Origin of the sequence: Haloferula chungangensis (genome assembly GCF_042664875.1) — a bacterium.
Classification (GTDB): Bacteria; Verrucomicrobiota; Verrucomicrobiia; order Verrucomicrobiales; family Akkermansiaceae; genus Haloferula; species Haloferula chungangensis.
In genome coordinates, this window is record NZ_JBHTBS010000003.1 from 144,880 (window position 1) to 160,215 (window position 15,336).

Here is a 15,336-nt window from a genome sequence, read left to right on the forward strand (position 1 = left end):
AGAGGTTCCAATCGCCTCGCCGTGAGCGAAGTCGCCCTCCACCTATCCATCCTCATCCTCGCCTTCCTCTACTCGAGTGTCGGGCATGCAGGAGCTTCCGGCTACATCGCGGCGATGACCCTCGCAGGCATCGCGGTCCCGGAGATCCGGCCCGCCGCGCTGATGATGAATCTCGGCGTTTCGATCTTCGGCATGTGGCACTTCGTCCGTGGCGGGCATTTCCGCTGGTCGCTGACCTGGCCATTCCTCGTCGCCGCCCTTCCCTTCGCCTTCCTGGGGGGAAAGGTCAGCCTTCCCCCTCAAATCCTCGGCCTCGTGCTCGGCTCGGTGCTGCTCTTTTCCGCAATCCGCTTCCTCTTCCCCAACAAAGCCTCCAGCGACGAGCCCAAAGCTCCCAAGACGCCTATCGCCCTCATCGCCGGGGCCATCCTCGGCTACCTCGCCGGGCTGACCGGCACCGGCGGCGGCATTTTCCTCACCCCGCTCCTGCTCATCGCCGGCTGGGCCACGCCTAAAACTGCCGCCGCCACTTCGATTGTCTTCATCGCCGGCAATTCGCTCAGCGGCATCCTTGGCTTCAGCACCGGCCCCGAGCCGATCCCCTGGCACCTCGCCTCGCTCTTCCCCTTCGCGCTCGTCGGCGGTTTCGCCGGCTCGCGCCTCGGCAGTTATCATTTCTCCGCGACTACCATTCGAAGGCTCCTTGCGGTCGTTCTTCTACTGGCTTCCGTAAAACTCCTCGGCAAAGTCATCTTCCCTTAGTCCTACCAAGCGGTGGCCCCAAAAAGAAATTGCCAGCATCCCATCACACGATGGGATGCTGGACTTTTCATCTCCCCCCCGGGAAATCATACGCCTGGCTTCGGCCTATGGCGCAGGTCGTTCGACGATTGAACTTGTGCATGGTGATCAGACATCGGCGACCTCCTTCTTCTCGGCACTGCGACGCACCAGCACGTAGAAGAATGGGGCGAAGAATACGCCGAAGAAAGTCACGGCAATCATTCCATAGAAGACCACGGTTCCCAGAGCCTGACGCATCTCGGCACCGGGCCCTGAAGCGATCACCAGCGGGATCACGCCGAGGATGAAAGCGAAGGCAGTCATCAGGATCGGACGAAGACGCAGCTTCGCAGCTTCAACCGCGGCGTCGAAACGGTTCATTCCCTCGTCCTCAAGATGTTTGGCGAACTCGACGATCAGAATCGCGTTCTTACTCGCGAGAGCAATGAGGACGACCAGGCCAACCTGGGTCAGGATGTTGTTGTCCATCCCCCGGAACCAAACGCCCCAGATCGCACCGGCAAGGCAGAGCGGAACGGTGAGGATCACCGCCAGCGGCATCCCCCAGCTTTCATACTGGGCTGTTAGAAGAAGGAAGACGAAGGCGATCGCCAGCAGGAAGATCAGCACAGCAGAGCCTTCGGTGTTGGTCTCCTGATAAGCCAGTTCTGTCCACTCGTAGCTGATCCCCGGAGGCAGGACCCTGGCGGCGAGTTCTTCCATTTTGGCAAGCGCCTGACCGGTGCTAACACCCGGAGCGGCCGAGCCGATCAGGTCCGCGCTCGGGTAAAGGTTGTGCCGAACGACCCGGTCTGGCCCGGTGGCCTGACGGAGATCGACGACCGAGCCAAGCGGCACCATATCGCCGGAGGCATTGCGCGTTTTCAGTTTGGTCACGTCCTCCTCGTCGTCGCGGAACTTCGCATCAGCCTGGGCGGTGACTCGGAATGTGCGTCCGTACAAGTTGATCTCATTGACGAAACTCGAACCAAGATTGATCTCAAGGGCGTCGAAGACGTTCTGCAAGGGAACACCCAACATCACCGCCTTCTCACGATCGATATCCGCATAAAGCTGGGGTCCCGCCGAAGTGAAGGGCGTGAAGGGTTGCACGATTTCCGGCTCCGCCATCGCAGCGAAAGCGAGGTTCCAGGTGGCTTGTTCCAGTGTTTCGTAACCAAGCCCCGCCCGGTCCTGAATCTCCATCTTGAATCCACCGCCATTTCCGAGTCCGCGGATCGTTGGAGGTGGGATCGCCACCGTGATCGCATCAATATCAGCCGTGACTTGGCGGATCTTGGTCAGAATCGTGTCGGCATCCGGGCGCTCACCGAATTCTTCAAAGACCGGGAAAAGCACTACGGCGTTCGATGAGTTCGAGAAGGTGGCTCCGTTGAAGCCCGCAAAGGCAACCACGTTCTTGATGCCTTCCAACTCACCCACTCGTTTGATGAGTTCCTGCGCAACAGCATCGCTTCGGTCAAGCGAGGCTCCGGTCGGGAGCTGTGCCGCGACGATGGCGTAGCCCTGGTCCTGAGCAGGAATGAATCCGCCCGGCACTTTCTGAAATCCAACGCCAGCGATGGCGACCAGCCCGATGTAGAGGATGGCCATCACCGCACCAAAGCGAAGCGAACGCTTCACAATGCCGGTATAAAGATTGTTGGCCTTGTCGAAGGTCTTGTTGAAGATGCGGAAGAACCAACCGAAGATTCTATTGAGCAGGCGCGTGAACAGATCGGGCTTGGCATTCCGCGGACGGAGCAGCAGCACGCCCAAAGCGGGACTCAAGGTCAGCGAGATCAGCACCGAGATCAGGGTCGAGGTCGCAATCGTTAGAGCGAACTGGCTATAGAACTGGCCGGTGATCCCGGCCATGAATGCGGTCGGCACGAAGACAGCAAGGAGCACCAGCCCGGTGGCCACCAGAGCGCCACTCACTTCCGCCATCGCAGTGCGGGTCGCATCTCGAGGTGCCAGGCCCTTATCGAGATTTCGCTCAATGTTCTCAACCACGACGATCGCATCATCGACCACGATCCCGATCGCGAGCACCAGACCGAACAAGGTGAGGTTATTAAGAGAGAATCCGAAAACCTGCATCACCGCGAAGGTCCCCACGAGTGAGACGGGAATCGCCAGCACGGGAATCAGCGCAGCACGCCAGGACTGCAGGAAAATCAGCATCACGATGATCACCAGAATCACCGCCTCAACGAGCGTATGAAGCACCGCTTCGATCGACTTGTCGATGAAGCCGGTAGGGTCATAGGCGATGTCGTATTCGAGACCTTCGGGAAAGTCTGCGGACATTTCCCTCATCGCTTCACGAATGGATTCCGCGGTTTCAAGCGCGTTGGATCCCGGACGTCGGAAGATCGGCATCGCAAGCGTCCGAGTTCCATTGAGGTAGGCGTTGACGTTGTATTCGAGCGATCCCAGCTCAACGCGGGCGACATCGGCGAGTCGCACGATACGCCCCTCATCATCCGTCTTGACGATGACCTTTTCAAATTCGCCTTCTTCGGTGAGCCGGCCTTGGGTTGTCACATTGATCTGGAAAGGCAGCGCCTTCTCCATCGGCTGCTGGCCAATCGTTCCGGCGGCGATTTGAAGGTTCTGACCACGCAGAGCCGAAACCACTTCACTCGCGGTGAGCTCGTAAAAATCAAGGCGTTCCGGATCGAGCCATACCCGCATGCTATACTCGCGCCCTCCGAAAAGCCGGACCTCCCCGACACCTTCGATCCGACGGAGCCTTTCCCTAACCTGGAGAAGTCCGTAGTTGGAAACGTAAAGAAGATCGAAGGTCTCATCGGGCGAGAACATCTGGACGACCATCAGCAAGTCGGGAGATGACTTCTGCACGGTCACACCAATTCGCCGCACCTCCTCGGGCAGGCGTGGTTCGGCAATCGCGACACGGTTCTGCACCAGCACCTGGGCCTGGTCGAGATCGGTGCCGAGCTCGAAGGTGACGGTGAGCTGATAGGCCCCGTCGGAGGTGCTCTGCGAGTTCATGTAGAGCATGCCCTCGACACCGTTCACTTCCTGTTCGATCGGAGCAGCCAGAGTCTTGGCAATCGTGTCGGGCGTGGCACCCGGATAGGCGCCGGTGACCACCACCGTCGGTGGCGCGACCTCTGGAAACTGCGCGACAGGCAGGTTGAAGTACGACAGCGTCCCTACGAAAAGAATGATCAGCGAGACGACCGTGGCAAAGCGCGGACGATCGATGAAAAAGAAGGCGAAGTTCTTCATACGTCCGTGCTGTTAGGGACCATTTCGACCTCGGATGGTGCGAGCGGAGCGCCCGGACGGAGGAGCTGAATGCCACTGACGGCGATCTTCTCGTCCGTCGTGAGACCATCCGTGATCACCCGCAGGCCGCCCTCCTGCAGACTTCCGACTTCGACATAGCGGCGCTCGACGGTATTGTCGTCCTTGAGCACCCAGGCGAAGCGTTTCGATTGATCGAAGCCAAGTGCGCTATCACGCACGAGCATGCGCTCGATCGGTTCGCCGACTTTGCCTCGCACTCGGGCGAAAAGTCCCGGCGTAAGGAACTCGTTCTCATTATCAACCAGCGCGCGGATCTGAAGCGTGGCGGTATTCGGATCCAGCTGGTTCTCGGAGAAGTTGATCGTTCCCTGAAACTCGAACTCGTCGCTATCGGAGACTGCGATTTCGACCTTGGCAGGTTCACCCTCACGACCATCTGCCTCCCCTTTGAAATAGAGACGTGTAAATTCGAGGACGCGGCGCTCATCCACCTCGAAGTAGCAATAGATCGGATGATGCGGAACAATCGTCGTAAGGATGTCGGCACCGGCATTCCCTCCACTGACGAAGTTCCCGGGAGTTATGATTGTCTTCCCAGCGATTCCTGAAATGGGCGCGTGGATGTCGGCAAACTCGCGGTCGAGCTTGGCAGTGGTCAGCGCGGCCTTGGCCGCGAGGACGTCGGCGGCAGCCTGCTTGACCTCGCTTTCACGGATGTCGAACTCCTCGCGGGCGATCGCATTCTTGTTCACCAAGTTCATGGCACGGGCGAGGTTGTTCTCAGCCAGCACGTGACGCGCCTCCACTTGCTTGAGCCGCGCATCGGCATTGGCTACGGCAGCATCAAAAGGACGCGGGTCGATCCGCACCATCAGATCCCCCTTATGCACCTTCTGACCTTCCTTGAAGTGCACGGAATCGATGTAGCCACTCACGCGTGGCCGCAAGTCGACTTCCTCAACCGGTGAGAACCTCCCGGTGTAGATATCCGTCAGCTCGACGGTCCTGGCGACAGGGTGCGCGACATGCACCGGCATCGGCTGCTGTTTGACGACCTCTTCTTTCGGATTGCACTGCGCCAGAAGGAAAGGCAGGGCGAGGAGGAAAATGCTTCGTTTCATTGTTCTTTAGGAGACTTGGTTATTATCGGGTAAATCCACCGCCGAGGGCTTGGATGAGTTGGACCGTGGCGCCGAACTGACGCCCCCGGGCTTCGACTTTTCTGCGCTCCGCATTGAGCTGCTCGCGCTGGCTATCGACGACATCAAGGAAGCTGGTGACACCTTCCTGATACTGAAGGTTCGAGAGTTTGTAGGTCTTGTCCGCGGCTTTCACGCTCGCCTCGAGGGCGGCGACTTCATTCCGGGCGGCGGACAAGGATGCCAGTGCATTCTCAACGTCGGCAAAGGCGTTCAGGGCGCTTTGCTGGAAGGCGGCCAGAGCTTCCTCCTGCTCGGCTTTTGCGAGATCCAGGTTGCTGGTGAGCCGTCCTCCCTGGAAGAGCGGCACCGAGACCTCAGGACCGATTGCAAAGGCACGGCTGCTCCAGTTGAGGAAATCGGTGCTGCTGATCGCGGAGCGCCCACCGCTTCCCGTGAGTGAAATCTTCGGGAAGAACTCCGCAGTAGCGACACCGATTCGCGCGGAAGTCGCAGCCAGCTGGCGCTCCCTTGCCGCGACGTCCGGGCGCCGACCGAGCAGATCACCCGGTAGCCCGGAGTCGATTTCAGGAATACTACGGTCGTAGTAGGAAGCGCTGATCGAGAAATTCGAAGGGTGCTTTCCGGCGAGGACTGCAATCGCGTTCTCCAGCGAAGCGCGAGGTCCTTCGAGCGCCACGAGCTGCGCTTTGGTGGAAGCAAGCTCGGTTTCCGCACGGGCGACGTCAAGTTCGCTCGTCGTTCCGCCTTCGAATCGATCCTGGGCGAGCGAAAGGCTTTCTTCGCGCGTCCCCATGGCTTGGCGGAGAACGTGAGCATCATTATCGAGGAATCGCAGAGCAAAGTAGCTGCGGGCGAGCTGCGATTGAAGTGACAAGCGAACGTCTTCCACCGTGAGCGATGCCGCTTCCGCGTCGGCCGTACCGGCTTCAACCAGGCGACGCACACGACCCCACAGATCAATTTCATAACCGAGGGAAGCCGAAACGCTGTAGCGGGTCAGGTAGTTGCCTCCGATTCCAGCGGTAATATCACTGTTAGAACCTCGACTCCTTGTCACTCCCCCGCTGGCCGAGACCTGCGGAAAGAGCTCGGCGCGATCGATGCCAAGTGCCGCGAGAGCCTGATTCCTACGTGCAAGTGCTCCTTTGAGATCGAAGTTTCCGCTCTCGAGATCGGACATGTAGTTGTTCAGGGTGCTATCCCCGAACGCACGCCACCAGCGGCGCTCGACGCGATTGCCGAGACGAGCGTCCGCCCCCTTGTATCCCGGTGCGATTTCGGTCGTCGGCGATTGATAGTCCGGTCCCACCGAAAGGCAGCCGGAGGTCAGCAACGCAAGGAGAACGGATACGGGCACGAGGGTGCGCTTTGATAGTAGATGCGGCATTTTCATGCGGGAAATTCCGATGAAGTCTTGATTGGAAGGAAGATGGTTGCGGGCGGAATCACTCGGAGTCCGAAAGAGTCTTCGCGAGTTCGCTCAGATCGCTTGCAACGTCGTCGGGCTTCTTCGCTCCAGCGAGATCCCAGGCATGGGCGGCGACTGCTTGGGTCTCGTCACCCAAGCCACTGCTGGCCCCGGCGATGACGACGACTTTTCCTGAGATACTGGAGTTCATGCTGATATTCGGTTCTTGGATTGGGAAAATTCTGAGGGCCCCGATTGATTGAGCGGTTTAGCCCCCCATCGACCTTTAGAGATTCGTCGGGGAACAAGGAGGCCACGAACAGCGACCCTGAAGGTTGAAGCAGGCCGATGCCGCTGGTTGCTCGGGTGATGGGACCAACTTCGTTTTCATCGAAATCGTTGTGATTTGATTTTGATCGACCTATTCAAATTAGACCGGTCGTCTAGCGTGAGATTAAAAAAAGGGAGTCAATCGACTTTCGAGAAACGTTCGCGAAGAATATCCACACCAAATCTCAACGCCTCAGCGTCTCGGAAGATCAGCATGCGCTGCAGCGCTCCTACCCAGACGACCATCAAAAACTCGGCTTCAGTTGTGGTGTTGGTCGATCTAGGGAGCGAACCCTTTTCCACGGCCTCATCGAACAGTTTGGTAAAGATGGAAATGGACTGAGCGTATCCCTCGGCGACAGCCTCACGCATCGGCTCACTAAAATTGGCGACCTCCGCAGCCAGCTTCTGAATCAAGCAAGGACACTTCCCCCCGTTTTCCCTTCCACGCTCTATCGCAGCCTCGAAATAGCAGAACATGCGCTCAATCGGATCCTTCTCCGGATCCGTTTCGAAGAGCAGCTGATGTTTGATCGCATTCGAGTTTCGGGCGTAATGCCTCAGAATCTCGACACCGAAGTCCTCCTTCGACTTGAAGTAATGATAGAACGACCCCTTCGGCACCTTCACGGCAGACAAAATCTGATTCAGTCCGACCGAGTGGAAACTATGCTCCAGCATGATCTCTTCCGCGGCATCCAAGATGCGTTCTTTGGTCGGGCGGTCGCTCACTTCGTTGGAAAATTAGACCGGTCGTCTAGAAAGTCAAACTTAAAGCGACGACATTTCTCTCTGTCCATTTCACCTCCATCGGGAGCTTGATTTGTGTGAAGCAGCCCGTCCCAAAACACCTAGCAGGGTCGCATCACCTTTCAGTGAACGTACGATTCGGAACCTTCTTGCGATTGTGCTTCTCGTCGCATCCGTCAAACTCCTCTCGAAAGCCATTCCACCTCCAACGGATCCCAATTCATCTTCTACCTCTCTTCCATTGATCATTGGTGCTTGATCCTTGGAAAATTGAAACCCCATGACCGCCACCATCCATCATCTCTTCACCTCACCGGGCCACAACTATTTTGGGCACCACGAAAAACCCGCCGGAACGAACGAGATCATTTCCCACGAATCCATCAAGCTCGTCGCTGGCCGTGGCATTCCCGGCGACCGTTTCTATGATTGGAAGGACGACTACAAAGGTCAACTCACCCTGATCGACCAGAGGGTGATCGATGACATTCGCGCATACTCGGAAAACCCCGATCTCCCCGCCGGAGCCTTCCGCCGCAACGTCGTTGTCGAAGGCCTCGACCTCAATGCTCTGATCGGAAAAACCTTCCGCCTCAACGGCATCCTTCTCAAAGGATCCGAAGAATGCCGCCCCTGCTACTGGATGGACAAGGCCTGCGGCAAGGAAGGCACCGAAGACCTCATGAAAGGCCGCGGCGGACTGCGCTGCCGAATCCTCGAAGACGGCGAACTTTGCCTTGGAGCCGCCGATCTCCTCGTCGATGATCTCTTTCCCAACTCCTGATGAACGAACTTATCCCACCCGCCGAAGCCGACGCTCGCATCAGTTCGTCCCTGACCATGCTGCCTGCCGAAAACGTGCCGCTCTCCCGAGCTGTTGGACGTCGGCTGCTATCCCCGATCCTCGCCGACCGAGCACTCCCGCCCTACAACCGCTCGATGATGGACGGCATCGCCTTCAAGGCCACCACCATTTCCGCCGAGGGCCCGATCAAGATTGCCGGACTCCACCCCGCCGGCGTTCCCAGCCCCGGCCCACTACCACCCGGCCATGCCTGGGAAATCATGACCGGCGCGATTGTTCCCGACGACTGCGATACCATCGTCCCCTACGAGCAACTCTCGCCCGACCTCAGCAAAATTATGGGCTCATTCAAGCCCGGCCAGTTCATTCACCCGCTCGGCTCCGATGCCCGTTCAGGGGCCACCCTCGTGCCCGCCGGCGTCACCATCGGTGCCCCGGAAATCGCCATCGCCGCCTCTGTCGGCCAAACCACCCTCACTGTCCCCCGCCGACCGAAGATCGGCATTCTCACCACCGGCGACGAAGCGATCCACCCCGCTGCCATTCCCGAACCATGGCAGATCCGTCGATCGAATGGCTCCACCCTTGCCGCGATCCTCGACTACCACGGCATCCCGATCGAGTTCCAACAGCACGCCAGTGACGATGAAGCCGAGCTCGGCCGGCTCCTCGATCAGGCGCTCGATTCTGTCGACATGCTGATCACCATCGGCGGCATCTCGAAGGGCAAAAAGGACTTCATCCGTCCGCTGTTAGAAGACCGGCTCGGTGCTCCTTCTTTCCACGGAGTCTCCCTCCGCCCCGGCAAGCCGCTCGCCTTCTGGCCCGGCCCGCCCGATGTCTTTGCCCTCCCCGGCAATCCTGTCTCGGTGCTCGCCACCTTCACCCGTTTCGTCCGTCCGGCCCTCAACCAACTTCAGGGACTCCCCAACCCCAAACGCCGAACCATGCCCCCCGAGGACATCGTGCCGCTCAGCAAACTGACCTGGCTCCTCCCCCTCGGAAACCGGCGCAACCCGCTGCCTCCCGGAAACTCCGGCGACTTCTCATCGATCGCCGGCGCCGTCGGTGTTCTGGAAATCCCATCCGCCCCCGACTTCGATCCCGAAAGCCCGCTCGACTTCTATCCTTTCACCGCCTGAGCCCATGTCCCTCTCCCACATCGATTCCTCTAACAAGGCCGCCATGGTCGACGTCTCCGGCAAGGCGATCACCGAACGCATCGCGACCGCCGAAGCCCTGGTCACCGTCAACGACGCCGTCGCCGCGCAGTTCGACGGCTCCGATCTCGTTTCGAAAAAAGGCCCCGTCTTCCAAACCGCGATCCTCGCCGGTGTGATGGGTGCCAAGCAAACGAGCAACCTCATCCCGCTCTGCCATCCGCTCCCGCTGGATAAGGTCGGTATCGACATCACCTTCGAAAACAACACCGCCATCATCCGCTGCACCGCCAAGACCACCGGCAAGACCGGCGTCGAAATGGAAGCCCTAACAGGAGCCAGCATCGCCGCCCTCACCCTGCACGACATGTGCAAGGCCCTCGACCCCGCGATCGTCATCAGCCAGGTTCGACTCTTGGAAAAGACCGGAGGCAAGTCCGATTACCGAGCCTGAACAAGCATGGACCGCGCGACTCTGTCGCGCCTCGGAGCCCAAGCGCCCTATCCAATGAAAATCCTCATTCTCGCCGGCGGCAAAAGCAAACGCATGGGCCGCGACAAGGCGCTCATCGAGCGTCCCGACGGCACCCGCCAACTCGATCACATCATCGCCCTCGCCCAGTCGATTTCCGGTGACATCCTGGTCTCCACCAACTCCCCCGAGATCGTCCCCTCCGGCATCCCGGTCCTTCCCGACCTCAATCCCGGCGACGGACCCCTCGGCGCCCTCGCCAGCTTTCATCAAGCCTACCCGGCCGAAGCCGTCCTTCTCATCGGCTGCGATCTCTTTCTGTTAGACAAAGCGACCATCGAGCAACTCATCAACGCCCACAGCCCCGATCAGTCCGCGACCTGTTTCAAAAGCCGCATCGACGCCCGCCCCGAACCGCTCTGCGCCATCTACGAAAGCAGCGCCCTAACAAAGGCATCTTCCTCCCTCGCCAGCAACGAGTACTGCGCCCGCCATTTCCTCGAGGCCCTTCATCCCAAATCCCTCGATCTCCCAACCCCCGCCGCCCTCGACAATGCCAACACCCCGGCCGATCTCGAGGAGGCCTTCGCCAAGATCACCGAGGGCGTCTCTAACAAGTCCGTCAAAGTCCTCTACTTCGCCAAGCTCCGCGAAGAGCGCGGACTCGACGAAGAGCAAGTCGAGACCCTCGCCTGCACCGCCGCCGGCCTCTACGACGAACTTTCCTTCCGTCACCGTCTCAGCCTGAAGCTCGACTCTCTCCGCTGCGCCCGCAATGGCGACTTCTGCGAATGGAACACCCGCCTCCAGCCCAACGACGAAATCGTTTTCATCCCGCCCGTCGCCGGCGGCTAAATTTCAAAACTCCAAACCTCAAATATTAAACTTCAAACCCAGCTCACCAGTTCTCAATTGGAGTTTAAGATTGAAAGTTTCCATGTTCCAAATCTCCGCCGCCCCCCTCGATCCCAGCGCCATCCGTGAACAGGTCCTCGACCCCGCCTCGGGCGGCTTCGCCTCCTTCGAAGGCTGGGTCCGAAACCACCACCAGGGACGCGCCGTCGAGCGCCTCGAATACGAAGCTTACCCGCTGCTCGCCGAGAAGGAAGGAAGGCGCATCATTGAGGAAGCCCACGAGAAGTTCGAGATCGTTCACGCCGCCTGCGTCCACCGCACCGGCTCCGTCGAGATCGGCGGACTTGCGGTGGTTGTCAGCGTTTCCGCCCACCACCGCGACGCCGCCTTCGATGCCTGCCGCTACATCATCGACGAAGTCAAAGCTCGGGTCCCGGTCTGGAAGAAAGAATACTTTGCCGATGGCAGTAGTGGCTGGGTGCGTTGCGACCACTGCGCCGAGCACTCCCATTAAAGAGCGCTCCATGCCGGCACCTGTCACGTGTTTACATGACAGCTCACCGGCAACTTTCGCTCGCGGCCACGACACCCACTTCATAGAAACAGAATCATGACTCAAAAACCTAGTTCGTCTACCCGTCGCGACTTCCTCAAAAAGTCGGCGATTTTCGGCTCCCTTTCCATCCTCCCCGCGCACATCGCGCTCGGCCAGGCGAGTGGAGGAAAACTTCCTCCAAGCCAGCAAGTACGACTCGCCTGCATCGGCATCGGAAACCAAGGGGAACGCGACCTCAAAACCATGGCGGACTCCGGCCACTGCACCGTCGTGGCCCTCTGCGATGTCGACCTGGAGGGCAAGCACACTCAGGCCTCACAAGCCGCCCATCCGAAAGCCAGGAAGTTCACCGACTTCCGCGTGATGTTCGACAAGATGGCCGACGAGATCGATGCCGTCCTCATCGGCACTCCCGATCACGCTCATTTCTGCATGGCGATGCTTGCCATGTCACTTGGCAAGCACGTCTACGTCGAGAAGCCCCTCGCCCACAGCTTCGGCCAGTGCGAGCGTCTCATGGCCCTGGCGGAAAAGAGCGGGGTGGTCACCCAGATGGGCAACCAAGGGCACTCCGGAGGCAACTATTTCCAATACAAGGCGTGGAGCGAGGCCGGCGTGATCAAGAACGTCACCCGAATCACCGCCTACATGAACTCCCCGCGGCGCTGGCACGGCTGGGGCGCTTCCGTCAAGGAATACCCAAGCCAACCGCTGCCCAAAGGCATGGATTGGGACACCTGGGTTGGTCCCGCCCCCGAGCACCCCTTCAGCGACAAGCTCCACCCACAGGAATGGCGGAGTTGGTTCGATTACGGCTGTGGTGCCTTCGGTGACTGGGGTCCGCACATCCTCGATACTTCCCACCGTTTCCTCAAACTCGGCCTGCCATCATCGATCGAGGCCGTCAAACGCGAAGGAGCCAATCCGCTCGTCTACCCGCAGGAATCGACCATCAAATTCAAATTCCCCGAGCGCGAAGGCATGCCGGCCTGCGACGTCACCTGGCTCGATGGTGTGGCGAACAAACCCGAGGTCGAGCCGGAGCTTGGCGATCTCAACACCAGCAAGCCCGGCAAGATCATCTACGGCGAGGAGCTCACGTTCAAAGGAGAGAGCCACGCGACCGTGCTTCAAGTCGTGCCTCGCGAGAAATTCATGGAGATCCGCAGAGACCTTCCCCGCTTCACCAACAAGGCTTCCAATCATTATGCGAACTTCCTGCTCGCCTGCAAAGGCGAGGAAGAAGCCCGCTCGCCCTTCAGTGTCAGCGGTCCGCTCACCCAGGTCTTTACCCTCGGCATCCTCGCCCAACGCTTTGGTGGCACCATCGAGTTCGATCGCGAAACGAACAAGATCACCAACAACGACACCGCCCAAGCCCTCCTCGATCCCGCGCCGCGCAAGGGTTGGGAGGAGTTCTATAAACTCTGAACTCCACCAAGCGAGTCTCAGGACGACGCAACTCATGGAAACCCGGCACCTAGTGCCGGGTTTTTCGTGTCCATTTCACCCAAGGCTGGCGACTGAAAGTCGCCTCTCCCACCCATGGCGCACGGTGAGCGTGCCACTCCATACGAAAAAACGCCCGCAGGCGAAACCTGCGGGCGTTTTCAAATCAGTTGAGCCGAAGATTTACTCCGCCTTGGCTTCGACCTTTTCGGCCTCCACTTCGACAGCGTCATCGGTGGTGTCTTCCACCACTTCTTCGTCCTTCTCGATCACGCGATCGACGAACTCGATGATGGCCATCGGTGCGGCGTCGGTCAGACGTGGTCCAAGCTTGGTGATGCGGCAGTAGCCACCTTCGCGGTCGGCAGCGGCAGGTGCCACCACTTCGAACAGTTGCTTCACCACGTCCTTATGACGGAGGAAAGCCACGGCCTGACGGCGGGCGTGAAGGTCGCCCTTCTTGCCAAGTGTTACCATTTTCTCGGCGACCGGGCGAAGTGCCTTGGCCTTTCCGAGGGTGGTGCGAATTGCTCCGTGTTCGATCAGGCTGCAGGCCATGTTGGCGAGCAAAGCGCGGCGATGCGACGCGGTGCGTTTGAGTTGTGCGGTCTTGTTGCGATTTCTCATCGGGTGTTCCCTTCTTTAAAGTTAGTCGTCGAGGTTCTGGGCGATCAAGTCGGCAAGGCCGACCGGAGCTTCGTCTTCCACACCAAGGCGTGGGGCACGAGCTGCGGCAACAGGGCCGGAGAGCAACGATGGATCGAGAGACATTCCGAGGCCGAGGCCGAGTTCGGAAAGCTTGTCCTTGATTTCGTTGAGCGACTTCTTGCCGAAGTTGCGGTATTTGAGCATCTCTGCCTCGCTCTTCATGGCCAGCTGGCCGACCGAGGTGATGTTCGCGTTGTTGAGGCAGTTGGCGGCACGAACCGAAAGTTCGATTTCGTTGACCGACATGTTGAGGAGCTTCTTGAGAGCCGCGTTCTCTTCGCTGGTCTCTGCTGGTGCTTCTTCGAAGTCCACGGCGTTTTCGTCGTAGTTGACGAACACGTCGAGGTGGTGGCGAAGGATGGCGGAAGCTTGAAGGAGGGCGTCCTGAGGTGTCACACGACCATCGGTCCAGATATCGAGCACGAGCTTGTCGTAATCGGTCATCTGTCCCACACGAGTGCTGTCCACCGCATACTTGACGCGGGTCACAGGCGAGAAGATCGAGTCAATCGCGATCACGCCGATCGGCTGATCCTTGCGCTTGTTTTCGTCACCGGTGGAGAAACCGCGGCCGACGCGGATTTCGAATTCGCAGTCGAACTTCACCTTCTTGTCGAGGTGGCAGATGACCTGGTCCTTGTTGACCACTTCGTAAATGTTGTCTTCCTGGATGTCACCAGCGGTCACCACACCGTCGCGCTCGACCTTGATGGTGAGGATGCGGGACTCCTTGTCGTGGTGTTTGAACTTCACCTTCTTGAGGTTGAGGATGATGTCGGTGACATCTTCCACCACGCCTGGGAGGCTGGAAAATTCGTGCTGCACGCCAGCGATGCGGACGGAAGTGATCGAGGCACCTTCGAGGGAGCCAAGAAGCACGCGGCGGAGCGAGTTACCGAGGGTGTGGCCGTATCCACGCTCGAAAGGCTCGGCGGTGAACTGGGCGTAGACGTCGGTGGCGGTATCCTCGTTGCGAACGAGGCGGTTAGGGATCTCGAAACGAGACAGTTTAACAGCTGACATATGGTTGATCGATTTGCCGGGTTTCCCTCCAGCGCATATGGCAGATTCCCCAAAAAGAGGGCTGCCAGGAGGACCTACGGCGGTTCGTTGAGGCTTGCGCGGGCGGGACTTAAGGGGATGCCCCGGGGATTGGCAAAGAAAATTTTCACCCGATTTCACCTTAATTTCAGGTGTTAGAGTCGAAACCTAACTTTTCTCAAACAAATTTCAGGTAGCCATCAGCGAAAGCACGTGGCATTGTTCCCCATGAATACTCTTACCAAAAGAAAAGAACCTGAAATGAAATCAAAGCGGAACCTCACTCGATTCACCTATGAGAACACCGCCTTCCAAGGATGGCGCCTCTGCATCAGCCGCGGAGGTGCGACCTTCACCAAATATTTCTCTGACAAGAGCTACGGTGGTGGAAGGAAGTCCTTGAAAGCTGCGGAAGCGGCCTTGGAGGATATCAAGGCCACGGTCGCCAAGTCTCGCTTGGTTCAGGGCAAGCTCAGCGACACCACGGTTCGCAAGGTCGACAAAATTCTCGATAAGGCCTGAGCCACGACCTCACGAGGTCGCAGTCAGCCGTCCCCCTGCGGACCGGCTGACG

The 15,336-nt window shown here is 59.0% G+C and carries 15 protein-coding genes; 8 read left to right on the plus strand and 7 right to left on the minus strand.

Features of this window, described 5'->3' with window-relative positions:
- The first annotated feature begins 21 nt into the window (after window positions 1–21).
- Window positions 22–762: a sulfite exporter TauE/SafE family protein gene (locus ACFQY0_RS07115; RefSeq protein WP_379710786.1), complete on the plus strand. Its 741-nt coding sequence runs from the start codon at window positions 22–24 to the stop codon at window positions 760–762.
- Between the two features lie 147 nt (window positions 763–909).
- On the opposite strand, the gene ACFQY0_RS07120 is transcribed toward ACFQY0_RS07115, so the two are convergent.
- The 5 genes from ACFQY0_RS07120 to ACFQY0_RS07140 all read right to left on the minus strand — a co-directional run bounded on the left by ACFQY0_RS07120 (window position 910) and on the right by ACFQY0_RS07140 (window position 7,698).
- Window positions 910–4,044 (minus strand): efflux RND transporter permease subunit, encoded by a 3,135-nt coding sequence (locus tag ACFQY0_RS07120; RefSeq protein ID WP_379710788.1) that lies wholly within the window; start codon window positions 4,042–4,044, stop codon window positions 910–912.
- Window positions 4,041–5,186: an efflux RND transporter periplasmic adaptor subunit gene (locus ACFQY0_RS07125; protein ID WP_379710790.1), complete on the minus strand. Its 1,146-nt coding sequence runs from the start codon at window positions 5,184–5,186 to the stop codon at window positions 4,041–4,043. The genes ACFQY0_RS07120 and ACFQY0_RS07125 overlap by 4 nt, the downstream gene beginning before the upstream one ends.
- 22 nt (window positions 5,187–5,208) lie before the next feature.
- The gene (locus tag ACFQY0_RS07130) at window positions 5,209–6,621 is read right to left on the minus strand and encodes an efflux transporter outer membrane subunit (RefSeq protein WP_379710792.1); all 1,413 of its coding nucleotides are present in this window, start codon (window positions 6,619–6,621) and stop codon (window positions 5,209–5,211) included.
- Window positions 6,622–6,673: 52 nt separating this feature from the next.
- Window positions 6,674–6,847, minus strand: coding sequence for a hypothetical protein (locus ACFQY0_RS07135; protein WP_379710794.1), 174 nt, complete (start codon window positions 6,845–6,847; stop codon window positions 6,674–6,676).
- A gap of 257 nt (window positions 6,848–7,104) precedes the next feature.
- Window positions 7,105–7,698: a TetR/AcrR family transcriptional regulator gene (locus ACFQY0_RS07140; protein WP_379710796.1), complete on the minus strand. Its 594-nt coding sequence runs from the start codon at window positions 7,696–7,698 to the stop codon at window positions 7,105–7,107.
- A 298-nt stretch (window positions 7,699–7,996) separates the two neighbouring features.
- Here ACFQY0_RS07140 and ACFQY0_RS07145 point away from each other — a divergent pair, with 298 nt between their 5' ends.
- The 6 genes from ACFQY0_RS07145 (at window position 7,997) to ACFQY0_RS07170 (ending at window position 12,995) form a co-directional block, all read left to right on the plus strand.
- Window positions 7,997–8,500 carry an MOSC domain-containing protein gene (locus ACFQY0_RS07145; protein ID WP_379710798.1) on the plus strand — a complete coding sequence of 168 codons (504 nt, stop codon included), beginning with the start codon at window positions 7,997–7,999 and terminating at the stop codon, window positions 8,498–8,500.
- Window positions 8,500–9,663: a molybdopterin molybdotransferase MoeA gene (locus ACFQY0_RS07150; RefSeq protein ID WP_379710800.1), complete on the plus strand. Its 1,164-nt coding sequence runs from the start codon at window positions 8,500–8,502 to the stop codon at window positions 9,661–9,663. Before ACFQY0_RS07145 ends, ACFQY0_RS07150 begins: the two co-directional genes overlap by 1 nt.
- Before the next feature lie 4 nt (window positions 9,664–9,667).
- Window positions 9,668–10,135 (plus strand): cyclic pyranopterin monophosphate synthase MoaC, encoded by a 468-nt coding sequence (gene moaC, locus ACFQY0_RS07155; RefSeq protein ID WP_379710802.1) that lies wholly within the window; start codon window positions 9,668–9,670, stop codon window positions 10,133–10,135.
- 54 nt (window positions 10,136–10,189) lie between these two features.
- Complete coding sequence (locus ACFQY0_RS07160) at window positions 10,190–11,008, plus strand: NTP transferase domain-containing protein (RefSeq protein WP_379710804.1); 819 nt, start codon at window positions 10,190–10,192, stop codon at window positions 11,006–11,008.
- A gap of 82 nt (window positions 11,009–11,090) precedes the next feature.
- Window positions 11,091–11,522 carry a molybdenum cofactor biosynthesis protein MoaE gene (locus ACFQY0_RS07165; protein ID WP_379710806.1) on the plus strand — a complete coding sequence of 144 codons (432 nt, stop codon included), beginning with the start codon at window positions 11,091–11,093 and terminating at the stop codon, window positions 11,520–11,522.
- A gap of 96 nt (window positions 11,523–11,618) precedes the next feature.
- The gene (locus ACFQY0_RS07170; protein ID WP_379710807.1) at window positions 11,619–12,995 is read left to right on the plus strand and encodes a Gfo/Idh/MocA family oxidoreductase; all 1,377 of its coding nucleotides are present in this window, start codon (window positions 11,619–11,621) and stop codon (window positions 12,993–12,995) included.
- 201 nt (window positions 12,996–13,196) lie between these two features.
- Here ACFQY0_RS07170 and rplQ read toward each other — a convergent pair whose 3' ends face one another.
- Window positions 13,197–13,640 (minus strand): 50S ribosomal protein L17, encoded by a 444-nt coding sequence (gene rplQ, locus ACFQY0_RS07175; RefSeq protein WP_379710809.1) that lies wholly within the window; start codon window positions 13,638–13,640, stop codon window positions 13,197–13,199.
- A gap of 21 nt (window positions 13,641–13,661) precedes the next feature.
- Window positions 13,662–14,744: a DNA-directed RNA polymerase subunit alpha gene (locus ACFQY0_RS07180; RefSeq protein ID WP_379710811.1), complete on the minus strand. Its 1,083-nt coding sequence runs from the start codon at window positions 14,742–14,744 to the stop codon at window positions 13,662–13,664.
- Window positions 14,745–15,023: 279 nt separating this feature from the next.
- Between ACFQY0_RS07180 and ACFQY0_RS07185 the strand changes: the two genes are divergently transcribed.
- The gene (locus ACFQY0_RS07185; RefSeq protein ID WP_379710813.1) at window positions 15,024–15,284 is read left to right on the plus strand and encodes a hypothetical protein; all 261 of its coding nucleotides are present in this window, start codon (window positions 15,024–15,026) and stop codon (window positions 15,282–15,284) included.
- Window positions 15,285–15,336 lie beyond the last annotated feature (52 nt).